Origin of the sequence: Paenalcaligenes sp., from assembly GCF_030152715.1 — a bacterium.
Lineage (GTDB): Bacteria > Pseudomonadota > Gammaproteobacteria > Burkholderiales > Burkholderiaceae_B > Paenalcaligenes > Paenalcaligenes hermetiae.
The window spans coordinates 1-24622 of the sequence record NZ_JASLIX010000056.1; the positions used below are offsets into that span (position 1 = coordinate 1).

24 protein-coding genes are annotated in these 24622 nt (G+C 50.2%); 12 read left to right on the forward strand and 12 right to left on the reverse strand.

The genetic code is table 11. The features are described 5' to 3' along the window. Positions 1-186 precede the first annotated feature (186 nt). The 6 genes from Q1V74_RS04925 to rpoH all read left to right on the forward strand — a co-directional run bounded on the left by Q1V74_RS04925 (position 187) and on the right by rpoH (position 6493). Positions 187-411, forward strand: coding sequence for an FmdB family zinc ribbon protein (locus Q1V74_RS04925; protein WP_300647321.1), 225 nt, complete (start codon positions 187-189; stop codon positions 409-411). Positions 412-475: 64 nt separating this feature from the next. Then, on the forward strand, positions 476-2275 hold the full coding sequence (aspS, locus tag Q1V74_RS04930) for an aspartate--tRNA ligase (protein WP_300647322.1): 1800 nt from the start codon (positions 476-478) through the stop codon (positions 2273-2275). A 12-nt stretch (positions 2276-2287) separates the two neighbouring features. Next, complete coding sequence (locus tag Q1V74_RS04935) at positions 2288-3139, forward strand: endonuclease/exonuclease/phosphatase family protein (RefSeq protein ID WP_300647323.1); 852 nt, start codon at positions 2288-2290, stop codon at positions 3137-3139. Positions 3140-3254: 115 nt separating this feature from the next. Beyond that, on the forward strand, positions 3255-4361 hold the full coding sequence (locus tag Q1V74_RS04940; protein WP_260650701.1) for an S-(hydroxymethyl)glutathione dehydrogenase/class III alcohol dehydrogenase: 1107 nt from the start codon (positions 3255-3257) through the stop codon (positions 4359-4361). A 57-nt stretch (positions 4362-4418) separates the two neighbouring features. Beyond that, positions 4419-5315: an S-formylglutathione hydrolase gene (fghA, locus tag Q1V74_RS04945; RefSeq protein WP_300647324.1), complete on the forward strand. Its 897-nt coding sequence runs from the start codon at positions 4419-4421 to the stop codon at positions 5313-5315. 275 nt (positions 5316-5590) lie between these two features. Next, positions 5591-6493: an RNA polymerase sigma factor RpoH gene (gene rpoH, locus Q1V74_RS04950; RefSeq protein ID WP_300647325.1), complete on the forward strand. Its 903-nt coding sequence runs from the start codon at positions 5591-5593 to the stop codon at positions 6491-6493. 197 nt (positions 6494-6690) lie between these two features. Here rpoH and Q1V74_RS04955 read toward each other — a convergent pair whose 3' ends face one another. After that, positions 6691-7032: a YkvA family protein gene (locus Q1V74_RS04955; protein ID WP_300647339.1), complete on the reverse strand. Its 342-nt coding sequence runs from the start codon at positions 7030-7032 to the stop codon at positions 6691-6693. Between the two features lie 111 nt (positions 7033-7143). Here Q1V74_RS04955 and Q1V74_RS04960 point away from each other — a divergent pair, with 111 nt between their 5' ends. Then, positions 7144-8553 carry an MFS transporter gene (locus tag Q1V74_RS04960; protein WP_300647326.1) on the forward strand — a complete coding sequence of 470 codons (1410 nt, stop codon included), beginning with the start codon at positions 7144-7146 and terminating at the stop codon, positions 8551-8553. 4 nt (positions 8554-8557) lie between these two features. Here the strand turns inward: Q1V74_RS04960 and Q1V74_RS04965 are convergent, their stop codons facing one another. Further along, positions 8558-9085 (reverse strand): chorismate lyase, encoded by a 528-nt coding sequence (locus tag Q1V74_RS04965; protein ID WP_300647327.1) that lies wholly within the window; start codon positions 9083-9085, stop codon positions 8558-8560. Between the two features lie 58 nt (positions 9086-9143). Continuing rightward, on the reverse strand, positions 9144-9980 hold the full coding sequence (locus tag Q1V74_RS04970) for an aldo/keto reductase (protein WP_260650663.1): 837 nt from the start codon (positions 9978-9980) through the stop codon (positions 9144-9146). A gap of 42 nt (positions 9981-10022) precedes the next feature. Here Q1V74_RS04970 and panB point away from each other — a divergent pair, with 42 nt between their 5' ends. From panB to Q1V74_RS04990, 4 genes are all read left to right on the forward strand, one after another. Beyond that, entirely contained in the window at positions 10023-10856 is an 834-nt protein-coding gene (gene panB / locus Q1V74_RS04975) for a 3-methyl-2-oxobutanoate hydroxymethyltransferase (RefSeq protein WP_300647329.1), read from the forward strand. Positions 10857-10961: 105 nt separating this feature from the next. Next, complete coding sequence (locus tag Q1V74_RS04980; protein ID WP_260650700.1) at positions 10962-11960, forward strand: TAXI family TRAP transporter solute-binding subunit; 999 nt, start codon at positions 10962-10964, stop codon at positions 11958-11960. Positions 11961-12091: 131 nt separating this feature from the next. Next, positions 12092-14716 (forward strand): TRAP transporter fused permease subunit, encoded by a 2625-nt coding sequence (locus tag Q1V74_RS04985; RefSeq protein WP_300647330.1) that lies wholly within the window; start codon positions 12092-12094, stop codon positions 14714-14716. Between the two features lie 20 nt (positions 14717-14736). Then, positions 14737-15693, forward strand: coding sequence for a pseudouridine synthase (locus tag Q1V74_RS04990; RefSeq protein WP_300647331.1), 957 nt, complete (start codon positions 14737-14739; stop codon positions 15691-15693). Here the strand turns inward: Q1V74_RS04990 and Q1V74_RS04995 are convergent. From Q1V74_RS04995 to Q1V74_RS05020, 6 genes are all read right to left on the reverse strand, one after another. After that, positions 15690-16676: an asparaginase gene (locus Q1V74_RS04995; protein ID WP_300647332.1), complete on the reverse strand. Its 987-nt coding sequence runs from the start codon at positions 16674-16676 to the stop codon at positions 15690-15692. The genes Q1V74_RS04990 and Q1V74_RS04995 overlap by 4 nt on opposite strands. 17 nt (positions 16677-16693) lie before the next feature. Then, complete coding sequence (locus Q1V74_RS05000; protein ID WP_300647333.1) at positions 16694-17383, reverse strand: ABC transporter permease subunit; 690 nt, start codon at positions 17381-17383, stop codon at positions 16694-16696. Further along, positions 17380-18093 carry an ABC transporter permease subunit gene (locus Q1V74_RS05005; RefSeq protein ID WP_300647334.1) on the reverse strand — a complete coding sequence of 238 codons (714 nt, stop codon included), beginning with the start codon at positions 18091-18093 and terminating at the stop codon, positions 17380-17382. The genes Q1V74_RS05000 and Q1V74_RS05005 overlap by 4 nt, the downstream gene beginning before the upstream one ends. Before the next feature lie 19 nt (positions 18094-18112). Continuing rightward, the gene (locus Q1V74_RS05010; RefSeq protein WP_260650656.1) at positions 18113-18916 is read right to left on the reverse strand and encodes a transporter substrate-binding domain-containing protein; all 804 of its coding nucleotides are present in this window, start codon (positions 18914-18916) and stop codon (positions 18113-18115) included. 11 nt (positions 18917-18927) lie between these two features. Next, entirely contained in the window at positions 18928-19713 is a 786-nt protein-coding gene (locus Q1V74_RS05015) for an ATP-binding cassette domain-containing protein (RefSeq protein WP_300647335.1), read from the reverse strand. A 137-nt stretch (positions 19714-19850) separates the two neighbouring features. After that, entirely contained in the window at positions 19851-21143 is a 1293-nt protein-coding gene (locus tag Q1V74_RS05020) for a Glu/Leu/Phe/Val dehydrogenase (protein WP_300647340.1), read from the reverse strand. A 286-nt stretch (positions 21144-21429) separates the two neighbouring features. On the opposite strand from Q1V74_RS05020, the gene Q1V74_RS05025 reads away from it, so the two are divergent. Next, complete coding sequence (locus Q1V74_RS05025) at positions 21430-22107, forward strand: YggS family pyridoxal phosphate-dependent enzyme (RefSeq protein ID WP_300647336.1); 678 nt, start codon at positions 21430-21432, stop codon at positions 22105-22107. Positions 22108-22130: 23 nt separating this feature from the next. On the opposite strand, the gene Q1V74_RS05030 is transcribed toward Q1V74_RS05025, so the two are convergent. Genes Q1V74_RS05030 through dprA form a run of 3 tightly spaced genes read right to left on the reverse strand, consistent with a single transcriptional unit; the run spans position 22131 to position 24609 of the window. Then, a complete protein-coding gene (locus Q1V74_RS05030) occupies positions 22131-22580 on the reverse strand; it encodes a hypothetical protein (protein ID WP_300647337.1) in 450 nt (149 codons plus the stop codon). Further along, complete coding sequence (locus tag Q1V74_RS05035; protein ID WP_300647338.1) at positions 22577-23482, reverse strand: hydroxymethylglutaryl-CoA lyase; 906 nt, start codon at positions 23480-23482, stop codon at positions 22577-22579. Before Q1V74_RS05035 ends, Q1V74_RS05030 begins: the two co-directional genes overlap by 4 nt. An 11-nt stretch (positions 23483-23493) precedes the next feature. Continuing rightward, a complete protein-coding gene (gene dprA / locus Q1V74_RS05040) occupies positions 23494-24609 on the reverse strand; it encodes a DNA-processing protein DprA (RefSeq protein WP_300647341.1) in 1116 nt (371 codons plus the stop codon). Positions 24610-24622: the final 13 nt, after the last annotated feature.

Sequence of the window (24622 nt, forward strand, 5' to 3'; positions counted from 1 at the left end):
ATTTCTCCCTTGCGCTTGTTAATGGCCGCAGCCGTCCCCACGTTAATTGCGGCGGGTATGTTTTTATTACCTACCTCTTTTTAATGAAAACTGGGTGTTGCGTACCCAAGCACTGTACGTTGGGTGCGCAAACGCGCTAAAATTAGCGCATTGTGTTTGTTTGATTATTGATTTATAGGATTAGTCGTGCCTATTTATGCTTATAAATGCAGCGCTTGTGATCATGAACAAGACGTCTTACAGAAAATGTCTGATCCTGTGCTGACGGTTTGTCCCGCGTGCAATCAGTCAACCTACGTAAAACAGGTCACAGCCGCTGGCTTTCAACTAAAAGGTGATGGTTGGTACGTAACCGATTTCCGTGATGGCCCTAAATCCAATAGTGCCCCATCCGGCGGTTCCTCTGACTAAACCATAGGGCGCTCGGCGCCCTTTTAATCCTATATTGTTTACAAGTTTACTGGAGTCATCCTAGATGCGTACCTGCTACACCGGCGAATTAAACACCCAACATCTGGGTCAAACGGTCACCTTATTCGGGTGGGTTCACCGCCGCCGCGACCATGGTGGTGTGATTTTTATCGACTTACGCGACCGCGCTGGCTTAGCGCAGGTGGTGGTTAATCCGGACAATGCCGATATGTTCGCCACAGCCGAGCGCATCCGTAATGAATACTGCTTACGTATTACTGGCGAGGTCCGTGAGCGCCCCGAGGGCACGGTTAATCCCGATCTACCCTCTGGTCAGGTCGAAGTGGTGTGCTCTGAAATCGAAATCCTTAATCCTTCTGTAACGCCTGCGTTCCAGCTGGATGACGACAACCTATCCGAGACCACGCGCTTAACGCATCGTGTCTTGGACTTACGTCGCCCCCAAATGCAAAAAAACCTCATGTTGCGCCATCAGGTCACACGTGCCGTGCGCAACTACTTGGACGACTTAGGTTTTATTGATATCGAAACCCCCGTGCTAACCAAAAGCACCCCCGAAGGCGCGCGTGACTATTTAGTCCCATCTCGTGTTAACCCCGGCGAATTCTTTGCTTTACCCCAGTCGCCACAGCTATTTAAACAGATGCTGATGGTATCGGGCTTTGATCGTTACTACCAAATCACCAAATGCTTTCGTGACGAAGACTTACGCGCGGATCGCCAGCCAGAATTCACACAGATTGACTGCGAGGTCTCTTTCCTTAACGAGGAACAAATCCGTGAGATTTTTGAAAACATGGTACGTCATGTTTTTAAAACGGTTTTGGATGTCGAGCTCCCTAACCCTTTCCCTACCATGACTTGGCAAGAAGCCATGCACCGTTTTGGTTCGGATAAGCCCGACTTACGCGTTAACCTCGAGTTCACCGATGTGGCTGACCTCATGAAAGACGTGGACTTTAAAGTTTTCTCCGGTCCGGCCAACGACCCTAACAGCCGCGTCGTAGCACTGCGTGTTCCAGGTGGTGGCGAGCTGACCCGCAGCGAGATCGATGCCTACACGAAATTTGTCGGGATTTATGGCGCCAAAGGGCTGGCTTACATCAAAGTTAACGATGCCAAAACCATTCCTGGTGGCCTACAGTCTCCTATTGTAAAAAACATTCACGATACCGCCCTTAGCCAGCTGATCGAGCGCACCGGAGCGCAGGATGGCGACTTGATTTTCTTTGGTGCTGACAAAACTCAGGTCGTTAATGATGCGATCGGGGCGCTACGCATTAAAATCGGTCACAGTGAGCATGGTCGCAAAAACGGTCTGTTTACCCCTGGTTGGAAACCCTTGTGGGTGGTGGATTTCCCCATGTTTGAGTACGACGAGGAAGACAAGCGTTATGTCGCCGCTCATCACCCCTTTACCAGCCCTAAAGACGGTCACGAAGACCTACTCACAACCGAGCCCCAAAAAGTCTTAGCCAAAGCCTATGATATGGTATTGAATGGTTGGGAAATGGGCGGTGGTTCCGTGCGTATTCACCGCGCTGATGTTCAAAGCAAAGTCTTTGCCGCGTTGGGCATTGATGAAAACGAAGCCCGTGAAAAATTTGGCTTCTTGCTTGATGCCTTGCAGTACGGGGCGCCGCCGCATGGTGGGGTCGCTTTTGGTTTGGACCGCATGGTCACAATGATGGCCGGGGCCGACTCCATTCGCGATGTTATTGCTTTCCCCAAAACCCAGCGTGCGCAGTGCTTGTTAACTCAAGCGCCTTCCGCAGTGGATGAGAAACAGCTCAAAGAGCTACATATCCGCTTGCGTCCTACGGAGCCTAAACCTACGGTTTAATAGGAGTCATGTGTGTCCATTGTCCGCGTTGTTAGCTATAACATTCACAAAGGTCGTTCAGCTACGGGAAATCGTGAATCGTTAGCTGACTTGCGGCTTGGGCTCTACAATTTGGCACCGGATTTATTGTTTCTGCAAGAGGTCCAAGGCCGTAATGAGCGGCGTGCTACCTTAGATGCGCAACACGAGTCTTTAGCTGCCGCGCTGAGCATGCAAACGGCGTATGGTTGTAATGCCGTACGCCAACATACGGATCATGGTAATGCGTTGCTCTCCCGCTATCCCATTTTACAGTTTGAAAACCAAGACGTTTCAGATCATCGCTTAGAGCAGCGGGGTTTGCTGCACGCGGTGGTTGAGATTGATGACACGCCAGTGCATTGTATTGTGGTGCATCTGGGGTTATTTGCGGGTGGGCGTACACGCCAGACACAAGCGCTAGTACAGCGCATCAAAGACCTGGTCCCAGAGCATGCGCCGTTAATTATTGCGGGTGATTTTAATGATTGGACCAATAAATTGGCGCCATTATTTGTCGACCAGCTTAATTTATACGAAGTTTTTTCTTTTTCCCCCGAAGGCCTAGATAAAAAGCGGTTTCGTCTAAAAGCCCCTTCACGCTGGTTAAAACAGGGGTTTACGAACGATGGCCAGCAGATGACAACTATTCCCGAGCTTGGGGCAAATGGCGCAGCACGTATGACGCCGCCACCACGTACTTTTCCCGCTGTCTTCCCTTGGTTGCGCCTGGATCGTATCTATCAGCGCGGTTTTGCTGTGCGTAGCGCCCGCGTCTTGCACGGGGCGCCTTGGTCACAGATTTCTGACCATGCGCCAATCTTTGCTGAGCTTGAGCTGCCTTAGTCTGCGAGTTGTTTTGTTGTCCCTTTCTTTCAGCGGTTTTCCCCATAACGGCGTTTAGCAATAGCTGTTAAACTGGGCTTTTTTATGCCACACAGATATTGGGAGGGCAACAATGATTAAAACCAAAGCAGCCGTAGCTTGGAAAGCAGGCGCCCCATTAACCATCGAAGACGTCATGCTACAAGCACCCAAGGCCGGTGAAGTCCTGGTCGAGGTCAAGGCCACAGGGCTTTGCCATACGGACTTATACACCTTGTCCGGTGCTGATCCCGAAGGCTTGTTCCCTGCTATTTTAGGTCACGAGGGTGCCGGGGTGGTGCTCGAGGTGGGCGAGGGGGTGACCTCGCTCAAACCGGGCGACCACGTGATCCCACTATACACTCCTGAATGCCGTCAATGTAAATCCTGCCTTTCACAAAAAACCAACCTGTGTACGGCGATTCGTGCCACGCAGGGCAAAGGCCTGATGCCTGATGGCACGTCGCGCTTTAGCATTGATGGGCAACCTATCCATCACTATATGGGGACCTCTACCTTTGCTAACCATATTGTTGTGCCAGAAATTGCTTTGGCCAAAATCCGAGAGGATGCGCCTTTTGACAAGGTGTGTTATATCGGTTGCGGTGTCACCACAGGCCTAGGCGCGGTTTTATTTACCGCTAATGTCGAAGCCGGTGCAAATGTGGTGGTCTTTGGCTTAGGGGGTATTGGGTTAAACGTGATTCAGGGCGCTAAGATGGTGGGCGCAGATAAAATTATTGGGGTAGACATTAACCCAGATCGGGAAGCACTTGGCCGTCAGTTTGGCATGACGGATTTTGTGAATCCTAACGATGTGGAAAACGTGGTGGATCATATTATCCAACTAACCGATGGCGGAGCCGATTATTCCTTTGAGTGTATTGGCAATACGCAAGTCATGCGTCAGGCTTTAGAGTGTACCCACCGTGGCTGGGGACAGTCCATCATTATTGGTGTGGCTGAGGCCGGTGCCGAAATTTCCACACGTCCTTTCCAACTGGTTACGGGACGTGTTTGGAAGGGGTCGGCGTTTGGTGGGGCGCGTGGTCGTACGGATGTACCAAAAATTGTGGATTGGTACATGGACGGCAAAATTAATATCGATGATCTCATCACCCACCATTTACGCTTGGATCAAATCAACGAAGGTTTCGAGATGATGAAGCGCGGTGAATCCATCCGTTCTGTGGTGATGTACTAGTCCCACATACTATCCATCTATCCCCGCCGGTGACGGTGGGGGCATTTAGGAGATCAAATGACAGTTCAGTTGGAATTAGTCAGTGAGCACCGTTGTTACGGGGGCTGGCAACGCTATTATCAACATGCTTCCACCGCGATTGGTTTGCCGATGCGCTTTGCTGTATTTTTACCAGAGCAAACCGAAGCAAGCTCGGCCAAAGCCGAAGGCGGTCAGCCTATGGGTACTACGCGACGCCCTGTTTTGATTTATTTAGCTGGTTTAACATGCACCGAGGACACCTTTACGGTGAAGGCTGCTGCCCAACAATATGCTGCGCACCATGGGTTGATCTTGATCACACCAGACACCAGCCCTCGTGGTGCAGGGGCACCTGGCGAAGAGGAGAGCTGGGATTTTGGGACGGGTGCTGGGTTTTATGTGGATGCCACTACGCCTGATTTTGCTAAGCATTATCGTATGGAATCTTATGTAGCCGATGAATTGTTTACCCTGGCTACGACCGTACTGCCTGGTGATGCGGAGCGGGTTGGGATTTTTGGGCATTCCATGGGGGGGCACGGCGCGCTTGTTTTGGCACAGCGTCACCCTGATAAATTCAAATCCGTGTCAGCATTCGCTCCCATCGCGGCACCCACACGCTGTCCTTGGGGGGAAAAAGCTTTTACGGGTTATTTGGGTGAGGATCGTAGTCAGTGGGAACAATACGACGCGAGCTGCTTAATGAGTCAGCAAACCACCGCTCCCTATCCAGGGGGGATTTTGATTGATCAAGGGTTGGCGGATCAGTTCTTAGAGCGCGAGTTGTATCCACATGTGTTTGAAGAAGCCTGCGCTAAAGTTGGGCAGCCTTTGGTTCTGCGTCGTCATGACGGTTATGACCACGGTTATTTTTTCATTATGACATTTATGGGTGATCATATTGCCCACCATGCACGTCAGTTAGGTGCGTAGTCCGCTCCTACTTTTGGCCGGTTGAGCAGGGCTTAACCGGCAGCATTGTCACAAAAAAGCAACATTACAAAATGAGCCGCATTTGTTAATTTTTTTGCAAAAAAACACAAAAAAAGGGAACTTTAGGGAGTTTTTCGTCTCTAATCTAGTGTAAAGTGAAAATAATATAGTTATTAGCACTCCCAATCTAGCAGTGCTAAAATAGTAATATTAGACATTTATCATTTGGTGTGATAGTGGGTTTTCCCCTTACTACCATTTAATAGGACACGATAATGACCCAAGGTACAACAACATTGGCTCTACCAAACAACCAGTTGGCCGCAGCGGTATCCAACCCTGGCGCGTTGGGCACCATCGAGGCCTATATCACAGCAGTTAACCAGCAACCCATGTTAACTGCTCAAGAAGAAATCGACTTAGGGCGTCGTCTGCAGCAGGACGGCGACCTTGATGCCGCACGTCAACTCATTATGTCGCATTTGCGGCTGGTGGTATCGATTGCACGTCAATACCTTGGCTACGGTTTGCCCCATGCTGACTTAATTCAAGAGGGCAATATCGGCCTAATGAAAGCCGTTAAACGTTTTGATCCCAATCGTGGTGTGCGCTTGGTGTCGTTTGCGGTGCATTGGATCAAAGCCGAGATTCACGAGTTTATTATCCGTAACTGGCGTTTGGTTAAAATCGCCACAACCAAAGCACAGCGAAAACTATTCTTTAATTTACGACGCATGAGCCCCGAGGACGGGCAGACACTTGATCCAGAACAGGTGGACGAAATTGCGCGAGAGCTTAATGTACGTCCTCAAGACGTTTCTGAAATGGAATTACGGATGTCTGGCGCCGAAATGGCACTAGAATCCCCTTATAACGATGATGATGAGAATGGCTTTGCTCCCATTTCTTATTTATCAGATGACGGCGCGTGGGAGCCATCCAATGTACTAGAGCAGCGTGCACATGTACAACTACAGGGCCCTGGTCTAGAAAACGCGTTGGCACGGCTCGACGATCGTTCACGCCATATTATTGAATCCCGTTGGCTCCAAGACGATAAAGGTTTAACCCTGCACGAATTGGCTGCGCAATATGGGGTATCGGCTGAACGTATTCGTCAAATTGAATCTGCCGCTTTGAAAAAACTGCGTGGTTTTCTTGAAGCAGAGGCTGCCTAAAAGATTTTTACAAACTGTTACGTGATGATTGGGAACTTAGCGCTGTCATCAGGGACTAACATCTATCAGCCATACAACATCCCCCTTGTTTGGTATGGCTGATAGCCTGTCTTGGCTTCTCCTTACCCAAGAGTCAGGCGCTGAATGTGCCCCAACATTCACATTTACCCTCCTTACGGAGGGTTTTTTTTTGGGATTTAACCAAACCACTGCTGCATTTTTTCTCTTGCTTTGGTTTTGGTTTCATCGGAGATATGCATAGCTACCGTACCAATAGCGGCGACGATCATACCTAAATCATCGGTATAGCCCACAAGGGGCGCAAAGTCAGGAATAGCATCTAAAGGAAAAATAAAATACCCCAATGCCCCGATCATTACGGTTTTTGCCCAGGCTGGAGTTTTAGGGTCTTGGGCACCATAATAGAGCCACAAGGCTTTTTCCACGACTTCTGCCCCCGCTTTTTTGGCGTAGTGTGCCAGTTTGTTCCAAAAACGGGTTTCTGAGTAATGTTGGGTATGGTTTTCGGGTTGTTCCATCATAATCTCCTAATCGATTATGTATAGATGGGGGCGAAAAAACTTTTTTAAATCATAGGGAAAGCATATTTTTTGGATTTTTATAAGTCATAGTGGCTTAGAGACACACAAATGAGCTCTTCACATAAGAACGCTGGCTGGGGTGAGTTGTTATCGGGGCGCAATGGACTACGTGCTATTGCTTTGTCTGGTGGGGTAGCTGTCCACGCCATCAACGTTTACATTGTTACAACCATTATGCCGTCGGTGGTGCAGGATATTGGGGGCTTAGACTATTATGCTTGGAATACGACCCTATTTGTGGCGGCTTCGATTTTAGGGTCGGCTTTGGCGGCGAGTTTGATTGATTTCTTAGGTTTACGCACGGCTTATTTACTCGCTATTTTAATTTTTGTATTGGGTTCTATGGTAGCAGCCATAAGTCCAAACATGGGCTTTTTATTGGGTGCACGTACCGTTCAAGGGGTGGGGGGCGGTATGTTATTGGGTTTAAGCTATGCTTCTGTGCGTTTAGTGTTTGCGGAACGTCTTTGGCCAAGAGCCATGGCTCTGATTTCGAGCATGTGGGGGATCGCAACCTTGTCTGGCCCTGCTGTAGGCGGAGTGTTTGCTGAAAGCGGTCAATGGCGTTTGGCTTTTTGGTCTACCGTACCAGTAGCACTACTCATCGCTTTGTTGGTGGCCTCGCAATTAACTTCTCGCCAAGAAAATCGCGACAATGAGCTTAACCGCCCCCCATTATTAAAAATCGCTTTGTTAACGGCTTCTGTTTTTGTTTTAGCGTTTGGTAGCTTAGGATATTCGTGGCTTTGGGTAGCACTCTCTATTGTTGTGGTGTTGACGATTCTATACGGAATTGCTCGGGATGATATGCAAGGCCATAACCCACTTTTTCCACAGGGTACTTATTCACTACGTCATCCGTTAGGGTGTTTATATGCGGGTATTGGCTTAATGAGTATTGGGGTGACCAGTGAAATTTTTATCCCTTATTATTTGCAGCATATACATGGTGTACGTCCTTTAGCTGCAGGCTATATGACGGCATTGATGTCAGCAGGTTGGACTACTGGCTCCATATTAATGGCCAGCCGATCGCCGCGTTTTGCTAACCGGTTGTTTAACATAGGTCCTGTGATTTCAGGGCTAAGCTTAGCCGCGCTTGGAGCATTATTGCCCTGGTTCGGTTTAACCACCTATTACGAAATGACGTGGGTATTATATATACCTTTGTTTGGGGTGGGTTTTGGGGTGGGGATGATCTGGCCGCATTTATTGACACGAGTGTTTAGGTCAGCGCGAGCAGGCCAAGAAAATTTGGCGTCTGCCTCGATTACCACATTGCAACTGTATGCTATGTCGATTGGGGCCGCCATGGCGGGGATGGTGACCAATGCCGCGGGTTTTAATCGTGGTGACCTGATCGGGGCGCAGCATTCTGCCGCGGCGCTGTTATGGGTGTTTGCCGTGGTGCCCTTTGTGTTTTTATTTATTAACCGGCCAGTCAAGCAGGTGGTATAAGCCATTATGCCTTGGGCACAGTTTGCTTTTGAAATGCCCATAAAGGGGGTAAGAAAACTTCGCAAACAAGCACTTGCAAGCTGTCTTTGCTAAAACAGGAGCGTCGAGCCCAAGCGTTATGCTGGTTAAAAGGTTCGGGTAGCCACGCGGCGGGGTAGGAGCAAATCTGCATTTGCCCCCGTACAAATGCTTCGTGCAAAGATAAGACCTCGCCTAAAGGGCGTGTGCCGAGCTGATCCAAAGGGAAGCCACTGCTTTCTAGCGAGGCTTTGGTGGCGAGGCTGCGCGCAAACACCCAGGGCGTACCATGCCCCCGTAGAAATACCTCTCGAACCCATGTAGGGGTATCAGGGGTGACAGCCAGTGCTTGGGCTTCATCATCACGTATGTCAAGCCAACCTTCGGCCAAAGGCTCAACCGCAAATTGCTGTTGGCTGAGCTGTTTGAGCCGTGCCGTTAAGGAGCCTGGCTCGAACAGCCAATCGTTTAATAAGGGGTGAGGGTGTGGGTCTTGGGACCAGTGAATAGCCATAGTGTGTGGGTATCAAAGCAAAAAGCAGCAAAACCCCAAGAATACCACGAGCTTGCCCTTATTTAGGTAAACGGAAAAGCACAGGGTCTGGTCCAAGCCGGTTCGCATCATCATGCAACGCAGCAATAGCGCGCATGTCTTCAGCGTCTAATGTAAAATCAAAAATCGCAAAGTTACCGCGGATACGTTCAGGGGTAACGCTTTTACTGATCACCATGTTGCCAAGTTCAATTTGCCAACGTAGCATAATTTGGCCTACATTGCGTTGATGCTTTGCCGCAATTTCCGTTAAAGTTGGGTTATCCCAAAGCGTGCCTAACCCCATCGGGCTCCAAGCCTGTGTTTGGATCTGATGTTGTTGATTAAATGCGCGCATGGCGGCTTGCTGAAAACCTGGGTGGAGTTCAATCTGATTAACCACGGGGGTTTCACCGGTTTCGTGGATTAAACGCTCTAGGTGATCTTGGTTGAAATTACACACCCCTATGTTTTTAATTAGGCCTTCGTCGCGCAGCTGGATCATGGTCTGCCAGGTTTCAACATATTGGTTGATTTTAGGAACAGGCCAGTGGATTAAATACATATCCACATAATCCAGTTTTAAGCGCTCTAGGCTTTGGTAAAAAGCGGTTTTGGTGGCGTCATGACCATGGCTATCGTTCCAGACCTTGGTTGTGACAAAATAATCGCTGCGGGGCAAGCCACTGGCAGCCAGACCTACGCCCACGCCCGCTTCGTTTTCGTAGATGGTGGCTGTGTCGATGAGCCGGTAGCCGGTTTCCAGCGCGGTTTCAATCGCTTGGGGAACGTCATCGTTTGGAATTTGCCAGACCCCAAACCCCAGTTGTGGGGCGGTATGGCCGTTGTGAAAAGAAACCAGAGGGCTGACTTGCATGGTTAAAGCTCCTAATTTTGTCTCTTACTAATGAGGGTTGGAATGAGTGTTCATAGTGAAATAAAGCGCCGTACAGTGCCAGAAATTATGGCCTACAAAGGCCAGAAAAAAATCGTTTGCTTAACGGCGTACATGGCTCCCATTGCGCGTTTGGTCGATCCGGCTATGGATTTGATTTTAGTCGGGGACTCCACCGCAATGGTGGGCTATGGTATGCGTGACACCCTAAGTATTACTTTACAGCAAATGGCCGATCATGGTGCGGCCGTAGTTAATAGCACGGAACAGGCTTGCGTGGTGATTGATATGCCTTTTGGTTCCTATCAGGTTTCACCCCAGCAAGCATTTGAAAATGCGGCTTTTATGTTAGCGCGTAGCGGTGCGGCGGCTGTAAAAATTGAAGGGGGGGCTGCCTTAGCACCCACCACGCAGTTTTTGGTGGAGCGGGGCATTCCCGTTCTGGCGCATGTAGGCCTGATGCCTCAGTATGTGAATACCATGGGTGGTTTTAAAGCGCAGGGCATGAGCGACGAGGCGGCAGAGCGTATTTTGGCGGATGCCTTAGCCCATCAACAAGCCGGTGCTTTTGCCGTAGTGGTCGAGGGGGTAGCAGAAGCCCTTGGGCGGCGTATCACAGAGCAATTGGCGATTCCCACGATTGGTATAGGGGCGTCGCCTGCTTGTGATGGGCAAATTTTAGTCACCGAGGACATTTTAGGTCTAAGCGGTGGCCGTATTCCCCGCTTTGCTAAACAGTTTGGTGATGCCGCGACCGTAATCCAACAAGCGGCGCAATCTTATGCTGATGAGGTACGAAATGGTACTTTTCCTACTTTAGATCATTGTTTTGGCGTAAAAAAATCTGTCAACTCTTAACAAAGTGTGTTAGGGAAATTACCCGTTCGCTCCTTATCTAGACGTTGTAACATGAATCTAACTGGATAATAGGGCAGTAGTGTGCTGCTAAACAGGAGAAAGACGATGCGAAAACGGTTTAAAAAATCCTTCTTTTCCAATGGGCTTCGTTTAACACTTGGAGCCGCCATTTGCTCAATGATGTTGGCACCTTTGCCCGCTGCGGCCCAACAAAAATTTGTGAGCATTGGTACGGGGGGTGTCACGGGTGTGTACTATGCTGCGGGTGGCGCAATTTGTCGTTTAGTTAACAAAGACCGCGCCGAGCATGGTGTGCGTTGCTCTGTAGAGTCTACGGGCGGTTCGGTCTTTAACGTTAATACTATTAAAGCCGGAGAATTAGACCTGGGCGTGGTGCAGTCTGATGTGGGCTACAACGCTTATAACGGCGAAGGTCAGTTTAAAGATGCCGGTGCTTACAAAAAGCTACGCTCTGTTTTCTCTATTCACCCAGAACCTTTTACCGTTGTGGTGGGCAAAGATTCAGGCGTGGAAAAATTCGAGGACTTAAAAGGCAAACGTTTTAATGTGGGTAACCCAGGTTCTGGTACTCGCGCCTCGATGGAGCAGCTGTTAGCAGCTATGGGTACAGATAACAGCTTTTTTTCTCTAGCTTCAGAGCTCCGGCCTGATGAACATGGTCAAGCTCTATGCGATGGCAAGATCGATGGCTTTTTCTATGGTGTTGGCCACCCTTCGGCAAATATCCAAGACCCCACGACGACATGTGGCGCTAAAATTGTCTCGTTAACGGGGGAAGCCGTTGATAGCCTAGTTGAAAAATACCCCTACTACGCTAAAGTCAACATTCCTGGGGGGCTTTACCCAAATAACCCAGATGATATTCCTACCTATGGGGTATTAGCGACCTTTGTGACTTCCGAAGACACTGACGAGGCGGTGGTCTACGAGGTAGTAAAATCGGTCTTTAACAATTTTGAAGACTTTAAGCGTCTTCACCCCGCTTTAGGGCATCTGGTGAAAGAAGACATGGTGAAAAACGGGCTTTCCGCACCTTTGCACCCGGGTGCAGAGAAGTTCTTCAAAGAGCAGGGGTTGCTGTAATACGAGCGTGACATCGCTGTGTTACACCGCATCACTGGGTATCACCGGTTGCTATGTTGTACGTAACGGGCTGCCTCATAAGGGCAGCCCGTCTTTCCTAGCTGCAGGGCTAGGCTCACAAGGATGTCTATATGAGTTCCACGCCTAACGAACACGATCTACAACAGTTGGTCGAAGAGGTCGACCGCGGGGGGCGCCGTGTCAGCGGCTTATTCGGAGCCTTAGTTTTTACGGTGGCGCTATTTTGGGCTGTATTTCAGTTGTGGTATGCCTCGCCTTTACCGTTTACCTTTAGTTTTGGCATTTTGAACGACACTGAAGCGCGAGCCTTACATTTAGGCATTGCGATGTTTTTAGCTTATGTGGCTTTTCCGGCTACATCGCGTTCGGCGCGGGATCGCATACCTTTGCATGATTGGTTATTGGCCCTGATTGCTGGTTTTTGTGGGGCGTACCTGTTTTTATTTTATAACCAGTTAGCGCTACGCCCCGGTATCCCCACCACTATGGATGTGGTGGCCGCAAGCATAGGTTTAGTACTGCTGCTCGAAGCCACGCGCCGGGCGCTGGGAATGCCGATGGCGGTATTAGGCACGGTGTTCATTTTGTATGTGTTTTTAGGGCCGTGGTTGCCCGATGCTCTTGCTCATCGCGGGGCCTCATTAGAGCGCTTGGTCTCGCACATGTGGCTAACCACCGAAGGGGTATTTGGGGTAGCGCTAGGGGTATCGGTTTCTTATATCTTTATTTTTGTGATGTTAGGCTCGTTGCTAGACCGATGCGGCGCTGGCAACTATATGATGCAGGTGTCTTTTTCTTTGCTAGGGCATTTGCGTGGTGGCCCAGCCAAAGTGGCGGTGTTATCGTCGGCAGTCAATGGGGTGGTGTCGGCGTCTTCGACCGCTAACGTAGTGACTACGGGTATTTTTACCATTCCGCTTATGAAGCGAGCAGGTTATGGGGGCGTACGCGCTGGTGCTATTGAAACTGCTGCGTCAGCCGACGGACAAATTATGCCACCCGTTATGGGGGCTGCCGCGTTTTTAATGATTGAGTACGTGGGGATTCCCTACACCGACATTATTAAACACGCCTTATTGCCCGCGCTATTATCGTATATCTCACTGTTTTATATTGTGCATTTAGAAGCCCTAAAACTAGGGATTCAGCCAATGATGGCAGCGGCCACACCACGCACCCTAATCCAAAAAGTCGCTCGCATCGGTATGGGGGTATCCGGTACGCTGATCGTGATTGCCGCTATTTATTGGATTGGGGTGGGCACCCAGCGGCTGTTTCCACAGCAGGCTTTTGGTATCTTGGTCACGCTGCTGGCGTTGCTTTATGTGGGCTTGGTCTGGATGGCCTCACGCCACCCGGACTTGCCTGATACGGTCAGCGTGACCGATCCTGTTCGTCCAGAGGTCTGGCCTACGGTGCGCACTGGTTTATTTTTTCTTATCCCTATCGGTATTTTGGTGTGGAGTTTGACCATTGAGCGCTTATCCCCTGGGTTATCCGCGTTTTGGGCGGTAGTGGCGATGTTGGTTCTTATGGTGACACGGCGTCCACTGCAAGCCTTTTTCCGTCAACAACAGATTAGCGCTGCTTTTGTGCAGGGGTTGCGAGACGCTATCGATGGCCTGCAAGCGGGCGCGCGTAACATGATTGGGATCGCTCTGGCATGTGGCACGGCTGGGCTGATTGTGGGGGCGATTACGTTAACCGGCTTAGGCCTACGCATGACCGCTTTTGTAGAGCTGGTTTCTATGGGCAATGTATTGCTCATGCTGGGCTTTACGGCGTTGGTGTGTTTAATCTTAGGTTTAGGCATGCCTACTACCGCTAACTACATTTTGATGGCTACGCTTATGGCGCCAGTGGTGGTGGAGCTTGGGGCGCAGAATGGCTTGATTATCCCCTTGATCGCTGTGCATATGTTTGTCTTTTATTATGGGCTGATGGCCGATATTACCCCCCCAGTGGGTTTGGCGACATTTGCAGCGGCGGCGATTGCTGGTGAAGACCCGTTACGCATTGGTATTCAAGGGGTGAAATATGCGATGCGCACGGCGGTGTTGCCTTTTATGTTTATCTTTAATCCACTTCTGTTGCTAATAGGCATAGACAGTTGGTACGAGCTGGTTTTTGTGGTGGTGGGATCCATTATTGGCTCATTAGCTTTTGCGGCAGCAACCATGGGGTGGATGCGCGTTAAGTCCAAACCTATTGAAATTATCCTGTGCTTGGTGGCGACATTTATGTTGTTCCGCCCCGATTGGTTTATGGATTATTACCAACCTAAATATCTGTCGGTAGCTCCTTCTCAGATCTACGAGGTCGCAGCGGATCTGGCGCCCGGTAAACGTTTTGTTGTGGAAATCGAGGGCATGAACTTAGAAGGGGACGAGCTACGCAAAACGGTAGGTACGGTCTTACCCCCTTTACCAGAAGGCGCAACCGATCTGGATACCCAAGCGGCTGGGCGTAAACGTTTAGCCGATGCTGGCATTGGTTTGATGGCGTTTGGGGATATGGTGCAGATTTCAAACATCAGCTTTGGGAGCCAGGCGCGTCGAGCGGGTTGGGAACAAGGTTGGGACGTGGTGGCGGTAAAGCAGCTGAATCCGCAGCGCCCCTCTGAGTATTTGGTGTATATTCCTGCTTTATTGATTTTATGGTTAATTTGGTGGCGTCAGGGGGCTCGTCTCAGAACCGAACCCCAGCCGGTGTTACAAGCTGGTCAGAGTATATAAGATCAGCCTAGGATAACGACATGAAAGAAACCGCAGGGCAGCAAGGGGGGCTTCAGGCCCCTCTTGCTGTTAAAAATGGGATTGCACCCAGCCGCGTTTGGTTACCAGAGGGTGATTGGCACTATGTGGGCGAATTTTTACTGCAACGTTTTGAGCATGTGGCACCCGAGGCATTACAGAAACGCTTAGCACAAGGGGATATTGTGGATGCACAGGGCAAGCCCGTGCATTTTCATACACCGTATCGGCCGCAGCAGTGGCTCTGGTATTACCGCTATGTGGAAAACGAGGTGCCCGTGCCTTTTGCGATGCCGATTTTATATGCAGATGACACACTGATCGCCGTGGATAAACCCCATTTTTTAGCTTCTATACCGGGGGGGCAGTATTTGCAGCATACGGCGCTAACGCGTGTGCGCCAGTTGTTTGATGATGCCACTATTACCCCTTTGCATCGCCTTGATCGCGAAACGGCTGGTGTCTTGTTATTTTGTCGGCAGCCCGCTTTGCGTGGAGCGTATCAGAGCCTTTTTCAAAGCCAATTAGTGGATAAGGTTTATGAAGCCATTGCCCCGGTTTCTAGGGTAGTTCAGTTTCCTTTGCAATACCGCAGCCGTATCGTGGCACCTAAAGGGCAGTTTTTGATGAAAGAGGTAGCGGGTGAGCCCAATAGTGATACGTTTATTTCCTTGCTGCGCACGTGGCAGGACCCCGATCACGGTGTTTTGGGCTGGTACAAATTACAGCCCAGCACAGGACGTAAACATCAGCTGCGTGTGCATTTACATGCGCTAGGCACACCGATTATTCATGATAGCTATTATCCCCCAGGGCAGCCGCCATTGGCAGCTGACGATTTTAGTCATCCTTTGCAGCTACTAGCGCGCTCTATTGCTTTTATCGACCCGATCAGTCACGAGTATCGCGTATTTACCAGCCAGCAGCAGTTAGCTTGCTTGCCAACGGTGAAGACTTAGTAGTGTTGTAAATAATGGTGGATTTGTTGGCGATCGGCGGACTGAGCAAGGGCTAACGCACACAGACTGCGCGCCGCTAGTGCTGAAAGCTGATAGGCGGGCAGGGTATGGTAGCGCTTATCTTGCTCCGAAGGCGCAACTGGACCATTGGGGATACGGCTGGCGCGCACACAAAGCACCCCTTTTTCGGCGGCATACAGGGCACCTGCACGCGCAGAGGGGCTCAAGCTACCATTGCCGACGGCGGCAATGATTAACGCTTGTGCGCCGGTATCCACGGCAGCTTGATACAAGGCAAGGGGGGCGTCGACGTAATCATAAATCAGATCAACACGGGGCAGATGAGGGGTAGCAGGCAGTTGTAGCGCACATGCCTTACCAAAGGCAGGGCGGGGGGCGTGGTGGATATAGACTCGTCCCTGACTGACCAGCCCTAGGGCTCCAGCTGTGGGGGCTCCAAAAGCCTCTGGCATAGAGGTATGCGTTTTTTGTACAAAGCGTGCACTAAAGAGCTGGTCGTTCATTAAGACCAGTGTGCCAAGGCCTTGTGCGGCTTCGGTACAAGCCGTTAAAACGGCATGATATAGATTTAATGGACCGTCGGCACTTAAAGCCGAGGCAGGGCGCATGGCGCCTGTGACCACCACAGGTTTAGGGCTTTTAATGCACCAGTGTAAGAGCAGGGCGGTTTCTTCGAGCGTATCGGTACCATGTGTGATCACGACGCCATCAACGGTGTCTTGATCCACAAGCTGTTGTACGGTTTGGATCAAACGGTGCTGAACGGCAAAATTCATATCTCGGCTATCAATATGACTGACCTCATGCAGCATTAGGGTAGCGAGATCCGTTAATTCCGGCACGGCGGTAATCAGGTCGTGGGCAGATTGCGCTACTTTGTAGTCTCCCAAATGGGTTTGATTGGGGTGACACGCGGCAATGGTGCCCCCGGTTGTGACAATAGCAATGGTTTTTTTAGACATACTATGCCCCAAGAGGGTTAGCTAGAGGCTTTTAGATGTAATTGGCGCTCAATCAGATGAATAACGGCCAATAAGCTAAAGTTAATGGCCAAATACAAGAGCCCAGCAATCACAAAGGTTTCAACGATGGCATAGTTTTGACTCATAATACGGCGAGCGTAGCCGGTGAGCTCAAGCACCGCAATGGTAGAAGCTAAACTCGTGCCTTTGATAGCAATAACAATTTCGTTGCTATAGGCGGGCAGGGCTTGGCGTATAGCAAGAGGTAAACGCACTCGTTTAAAACACTGCCAGGCAGACATGCCAATGGCTTGAGCGGCTTCGATTTGCCCTTTGGGCACGGCCTGAAAGCCCCCACGAAAGACTTCGCCCACATACGCACCACTATTGAGCGCAATCGCTAAAATCGCCGTGCGGGTGCCATCACTAAATAACCACCATAAAAAGGGGACTTGTTTGACCCAGCTGATCATGCCTACGCCGTAATACAGTAAAAATAACTGCACTAATAAAGGCGTGCCCCGAAAAGCCGTACTGTAGCTAAATGCCACGGCACGTAATACGCGTTGATTGGATAAACGCATCAACGCTAACCCAACGCCAAGCAAAAGCGATAGGGCAATCCCCCATAGGCCAATATATAACGTCAGCCCAAAGCCTTTCCATAGCACACCTATGGTGTAAGAAAACTCGTCCCAACTCATCATGCCACGGCTCTCATGCCACGACCGGCGTATTTTTCTGCGATGACAAACAAGGCCTGACTACCTATACCAATAATAAAAAACAAAAAGCCGGCAATTAAATACATGGCTAAAGGCTCGCGCATGGCAGCGGCGCCAAGCTGTGCCGCACGCATGATTTCAACGAGACCAACCAGAGCAATCAGCGCTGTGTCTTTGAGGGCGGTTTGCCACACGTTATTGCACCCGGGCAAAGCAAACCACGTCATTTGTGGAATAACGACGCGCCATAAACGCTGCCAGCGCGACATACCAATGGCTTTTGCGGCCTCGATTTGACCGGTAGGAATCGCTTGTAAAGCACCCCGAAACACTTCTACGCTATAAGAACCCGCCACTAAGCCTATCGCTAAAATACCCACCGCGGCAGGAAACCAGCGGTTGATGAGTTCTTCCAGTTGGAGAAAGTCACCCAGCTGGCTAACAGAGTGAATCGAGCCAAAAAACAACAGGTAAATAATAAGCAGTTCGGGAATACTGCGAGTAATGGTGGTGTAGACGCTAACCAGCCCGCTTAACCACCGCGGGCCGTTTAGTTTAATGCTGGCACCGGTTACACCGATGAGCACACCGAGTGCCATGCCCAAGACCGAAATAAATAAGGTCATGGCAGCACCGCGCAAAAACATCCAGCCCCAACCATCGTTGAGGATGCGTAACAGGGTTTCCAGCATGGTTATCCGTCGTTAGGCCTTACTTGCACGCATCATAGTTAGCGATATCAATGTCGAACCATTTTTCGCTGGCGCTTTTAATGGTCCCGTCTTCGATGAGCTCGCAGAGTGCGGCATCCACACGGGCTTTTAAGTCAGCATTGTCTTTGTGAATCCCCACAGCAATGCCATAGCCTAAGGTTTCGGGGTCAGAAGAGCCCTTGATGACGGTTTCGGTTAGTGCATAATCTGTGGTATTCATTTGCTTTAAAAAGCGTGACTGTGAGGTCAGGTCAGCAAAGGTGCCGTCTAAGCGTCCAGAGTCCAAGTCAATCTGCATTTGATCAAGGGTCTCGTAGTCTTTGATATTGACTTTTGGGGCTACCTTGGCAAGAAAAGCGCCATGTGTGGTACCGCCTTGGACGCCAATGGTTTTGCCCGCCAAATCGGTGTAGATGCTTTCGGCGGAATCGGCTTTAATGGCAGGGGTATCGGCTTTAAGAATAAAAATGGCGTCTTCTACCGCGTAAGGCAAGCTAAAGTTAATACGCTTGGCTCGCTCGGGGGTATAGGACATACCAGAAATAATCAGGTCGAAACGGTTTGCACTTAACGATGGAATTAAGCTATCAAAGGCTTGCACCACGAACTGACAGTCCGCGTCCAGTTTTTTACAGAGTGCGGCGCCTACATCCGCATCAAAGCCAGTGACGTTGCCGGCGGCATCGACCATGCTCCATGGCGGGTAGCCGCCTTCGGTTCCGATTTTATAAGAGGTTGCGGCGATGCTGGCAACGCTAAACAGAGCAAGTCCTGCCCCGATAAGGGTTTTTTTCAGATTCATAAGGGTCTCCTTTAAGCCAAAGGCTGTAAAAACTGCTGTAAACGCGTGGATTGTGGATGATCGAAAAGCGCAGCAGGTGTGCCAGCTTCTTCGCACAAACCATTGTGCATAAAAATAGCATGGTTGGAGACTTCACGGGCAAACTGCATTTCGTGGGTCACCAAAATCATGGTGCGGCCTTCTTCAGCCAGTTGGCGGATAACCCGTAAGACCTCGCCGACCATTTCAGGGTCCAGCGCCGAGGTAGGTTCGTCAAACAACATGACCTCTGGATCCATAGCCAGAGCACGTGCTATTGCTACGCGTTGTTGTTGACCACCAGAAAGCTCAGAGGGGTAGGCGGTGGCTTTATGAGCCAAACCGACTTTATCCAATAGGTGTAAAGCGTATTCGCTGGCTTGTGTCTTAGCGATTTTTTTTACTTGGATAGGCCCTTCGATCACGTTTTGCAAAACGGTACGGTGTGACCATAAGTTGAAGTTTTGGAACACCATCCCTAGACGAGCACGCACTTTTTCGAGTCGTTTGGGGTCGCTACTGACCATCGTACCATCACGTTTGGCGTGGCTACGTAATATATCTTGACCGATATGGATCTCGCCCTGATCAGGGACGACCAAGTGGTTGATGCAACGCAGCAGTGTGCTTTTACCTGACCCGGAAGCACCAATAATAGATAGCACATCGCCCTGTTGGGCTTGGAAAGAAATCCCTTTTAGGACAGGTAGGTCGCCAAAGGATTTATGAATGTTGTGTACCTGTATCGCACAGGTCGCAGAATCAGTAGGAACGGTCACTGTTTCGGCCGTAGCAAAGAGTTAAAATCAGTATTATAAACGGCTTTTGCGTTTCGGGCGCACCACGCGTCAGTTCAAATATATCGCGTGGTGAAAAGCCCTTAGCATTCAGGTAAAAAGAGCGCGCATGCACGTGTTTAGGGATATAAGCCACGCAGGTCGCGTGCTTCTAAAATGCGGGTACAGGCGCTGATGAAAGCCGCTGTGCGTAAGGTCACATTGTGAGTTTTAGCGACGGCTGCTGTGGCGTGATATGCATCGCGCATCATACGACCTAAGCGCTCATTGATAAGGGCTTCTTCCCAGAAGTAGCTGGAGAAATTTTGTGCCCATTCAAAATAGCTGACCGTGACACCACCGGCGTTCGCGATGACATCTGGCACCACGGTAATACCGTTTTGGGTCAGAATATCGTCGGCCTCTGGTGTGGTGGGGCCATTTGCGCCCTCGATCACGATTTTGGCGCGGATTTTGTCGGCATTGGCAGCGGTGATTTGGTTTTCCAAAGCAGCCGGAATCAAAATATCACAGTCCAGCGTCCAGAACTCGTCGGCTTGTAAGCATTCACCCGCTTGCGCATGGGCGGCTAACCCGTCTTTGGGGTGATATTGGCTTAATATCGTAGGAATATCCAGCCCTTGATCCTGATAAAGGGTGGCGGTGTGGTCTTGGAGTGCAATGACTTTTGCTCCTGCCTCATGAAACAGTTTTGCGGCAATGCCACCCACATTCCCACAGCCTTGAACAATGACGCGTGCGCCTTGCAGATCAAGGCCAGCATCTTTAGCGGCTTCTACGCCAACGGTAAAGACCCCGCGCCCGGTGGCTTCCACGCGGCCTAAGCTCCCGCCCAAGGATAACGGTTTGCCAGTGACCACGCCGGTGCTTAACTGCCCCGTATTCATGGAATAGGTGTCAACCATCCATGCCATGGTTTGAGCGTTCGTGTTGACATCGGGGGCAGGAATATCTTTATCGGGCCCGATAATCATGCCGATTTCAGTGATATAACGACGGGTAACACGCTCTAGTTCACGCTCAGAATATTGCCGTGGGTCGATACGGATCCCGCCTTTAGCGCCGCCAAAAGGCACATTGACCGCCGCGCATTTAACGGACATCCAAGCAGAAAGTGCCATGACCTCGGAGAGCGTCACGTCTTGATGGTAACGTACACCCCCTTTACCCGGGCCGCGGGATAAATTATGTTGAACGCGGTAGCCTTCAAAATGGGCGATGGTGCCATTGTCCAACTCTACTGGCACATCAACCGTTAAAATACGCTTAGGACGTTTTAGGGTTTCGACCCATTTTCCCAGTTTGCCCAAATAAGGGGTGACACGCTCTACCTGTTCTAAATAAATACCCCACGGGCCGAGCTCGTTTGGGTTTAAATAGGAGGGTAATTCGTGTTGAGATGGTTGGTTCATAATTTCCTCTTGCATGGATGCGGAGGTGGACATCGGTATAGATGCGAGATTATTGATATTATTTGCGCAGAAAAATACCGAAAATTTGACAAATAAGGCGCAAATTTTAGTATTTGCTCCCCCAAAGTCAAGTTTACTGTGCCGCCAAAATCAAAAAAGATACTACAGTGTATGGACTTTAGGCAATGATTTTTATGAAAAAAACGCATAAAAAGCCATTAAAAGTCGCTTTTTGCTGGTAAAAACACGAAAAACCCTTCAGGCCGATGATTTGATGAGTAAAGTAATGAAACAGCGACTTCAGCAGTTATTGCAACGTATTGCCATCGCTTGTGAGCAAGCGCAAAGAGAGCCCCAGTCTGTGCGGTTGTTACCTGTAAGCAAAACCTTTTCCCATGAGCTGGTGCAGCAGGCCATTATGCTTGGGTTAACTCGATTTGGTGAAAATCGCATACAAGATATTCGTTCAAGATATGAGTATTTTGCCGAACAGCCGGTGCAATGGGTGATGATTGGTCACGCCCAGACGAATAAAGCGCGCGATATCGCTCGCTATGCCGATGAGTTGCAATCATTAGATCGCTTAGCTTTGGCCGAGGCACTCCAACGCCGTTTGGACGGGGAGCAGCGTTGCTTACCTGTTTACATCCAGGTCAAAACTGCCCAAGAAGACAGCAAGTTTGGCTTAGACCCGAGCCAGCTGATGCCTTTTTTAGCGCAGCTTAAGCATTTTGATCGTTTGCAGCCCCAAGGCTTAATGACCATGGCAACCCAAACCGACGACCCCAAAGAAATACGGCGTTGTTTTGCACAGTTGCGCCTGTTGCGTGACCAAGCCCAAGAGGCCGGCTATGAAAACATCACCCGACTATCCATGGGGATGAGCGGGGATTTTGAGCTGGCCATTGCCGAGGGTGCGACCGACATACGGGTTGGCTCGGCCTTATTTGGGCACCGTGCTTAATCCACGTGTGCAGGTGAGTGCTGTTAAACGGTGCGCTTATAAATTAGGGAAATATGTGCAAAGGCGATTTGTAGCTCGGGGCTAGCCCCTTGAAAAACAACGGGCCGCCCCCGCTTAGTAAAGCAAATCAATCGCTTAGAAAAAAATAGCGGTACAAATTTAGCAAATTTTAAATCCTCCCAGGCCAGCTCGCGTTTGAGTATCCAGTCTTGTTGAATACCGTGCTCGCTGATGGTGGTTTGCCCTGTGAGCATATAAAAAGCCACAACAATCATACCGCTATAAGCCAGTATCACCCCAGCGATAATAGGGGTGTCGACTTGCTGACCATAGGTGGTGGCGATATAGACTAATCGCACACCAATAATAGCAATAAGCAGCCATGCCAAGATGGCGATAGCCTTGGGCCAAGAACGCCCCCGCACTGGTAGGGGGCCTATAGTAGAAAATAACGCTGTGGATTCAGAGCTCATTGATTTTTAAGAAATAAAGCGCGACCAGCACGACTATTAGTGGGTTTGCCGATCTGTGCCGAGATCCATGCACCGGTATCCACTAACTGGGGCAGATCTAAACCCGTATGAATACCCATGCCGTGCAGCATATAGACCACATCTTCGGTGGCGACATTACCTGTGGCTCCTTTGGCGTATGGGCAACCACCCAGACCTGCAACAGAGCTATGGAAAATGGATACTCCCACCTGTAAAGCAGCAAGTATATTCGCTAAAGCCTGCCCGTAGGTATCATGAAAATGTCCAGCGATTTGTTCCATGGGAACAAGGGTGGCTACGGCCTCCATGAGCCGTGCCGTTTTCAGCGGTGTACCCACACCAATGGTGTCGGCAATGTCAAACTCTTGGACGCCTAAGTCCTGCATACGTTTTACTACATCCAGCACCGTTTCTATGGCGGTTTCCCCATCATAGGGGCAGCCAAACGCGCAACTGATGCTTGCACGCAAGCGTACCCCCGCATCCAAAGCGGCTTGGGCCACTGGGGCAAAACGGGTGATGGATTCGGCAATACTGCAATTGATGTTTTTTTGAGAAAAGGATTCGCTTGCGGCACCAAAAATCACGACCTCGTCGGCCTTGGCTGCTAGTGCGGCCTCGAAACCACGTAGGTTGGGCGTGAGGGCAGAGTAAGTAGTCTGAGGACGCCGTTCAATGCCGGCCATGACCTCGGTGCCATCGGCCATTTGCGGTACCCATTTTGGGGATACAAATGATGCCGCCTCGATATTTTGAAAGCCTGCCGCACTGAGCCGGTTAATCAGTTCGATTTTGATGGCGGTATCAACAAAATGTTTTTCGTTTTGCAAACCGTCGCGAGCGGCGACTTCGACGATTTTGACGGTGGTGGGCAAGCTCATGATAATGTCTCCTAGCGGCGTTGGTATTTGCCGTCTTTGTGTTGAATAATATGGTCAGAGAGTTCCAGCTGCACTAATAGGGACCCTACCTGAGCGGTACTGAGCCCACTGCGAAGCTGAATATGATCGGCGCTAATGGGATCATAGCCCATGCAGTCCAAAAGCTGTTGTTGTGCGTTGGATAGGGGGGCAGTAGCAGCAGGGATTATGTTTTGGAGCAGCGGCTGAGTGGGTTGTAGCTCCTCTAAGATATGCTCAGCCGACTCGACGAGTTTTGCTCCACTGCGGATCAGCTGATGACAGCCTTTGTGTAAAGGGGAATGGATTGAGCCGGGTATAGCAAAGACCTCGCGACCAATATCGGCGGCAAAGCGTGCGGTAGTCAGTGAACCGCTTTTGAGGGCGGCTTCTACGACCAGCACCCCTTTAGCGAGCGCTGCCACGAGCCGATTACGGCGTATGAAATGATGTGGTAACCCCCGTGTTCCCAAAGGGAATTCACTCAGCAGCAAGCCCTGCATCGCAATCTGATGAGCCAAAGTACGATTACGAGCGGGATAAACAAAATCTAGGCCTGTACCAAAAACCGCAATGGTACTATGGGCTTGCTGGGCGGCTAAAGCCCCTTGATGGGCGGCCGCGTCCACCCCTGAAGCCAAGCCACTAATAATGCTCCAGCCTTGTTGGCACAAAAACTGGGCAAAATCATAGGCGTTTTTTTTGCCAGATTCGGTAGCACTGCGTGCGCCAACGATGGCAAGCCCCGGATACTGGAGCTGGCTGAGATCGCCTTTGGCGTAGAGAATTAACGGTGGATCAGCGAGCGTTAACAAAGCGGACGGGTAGTGGCTGTCTGCTAAACAGATCAAGTGCTGGTCGGGGGATTGGAGCCAGTGCAGCGTGGCCTGGATTTTGGCTTCCAGTTCATCGGGCAGGGTGCTGCGTAATTGGGTAGCAAGAGCCGTAGGAATAAAACGGTTGAGCGTACCTACAGACTGCTCATAAATCTGGTGTGGCAAACCAAAATTGGCCAGCAACAAGCGAGCCGCATCTGCCCCCAGATTGGGCTCTAGGGACAGACGTATCCAAGCATAACGTTCGTGATCCGAGGCAGTGGTTGTATTCATGCTGATATTGTAG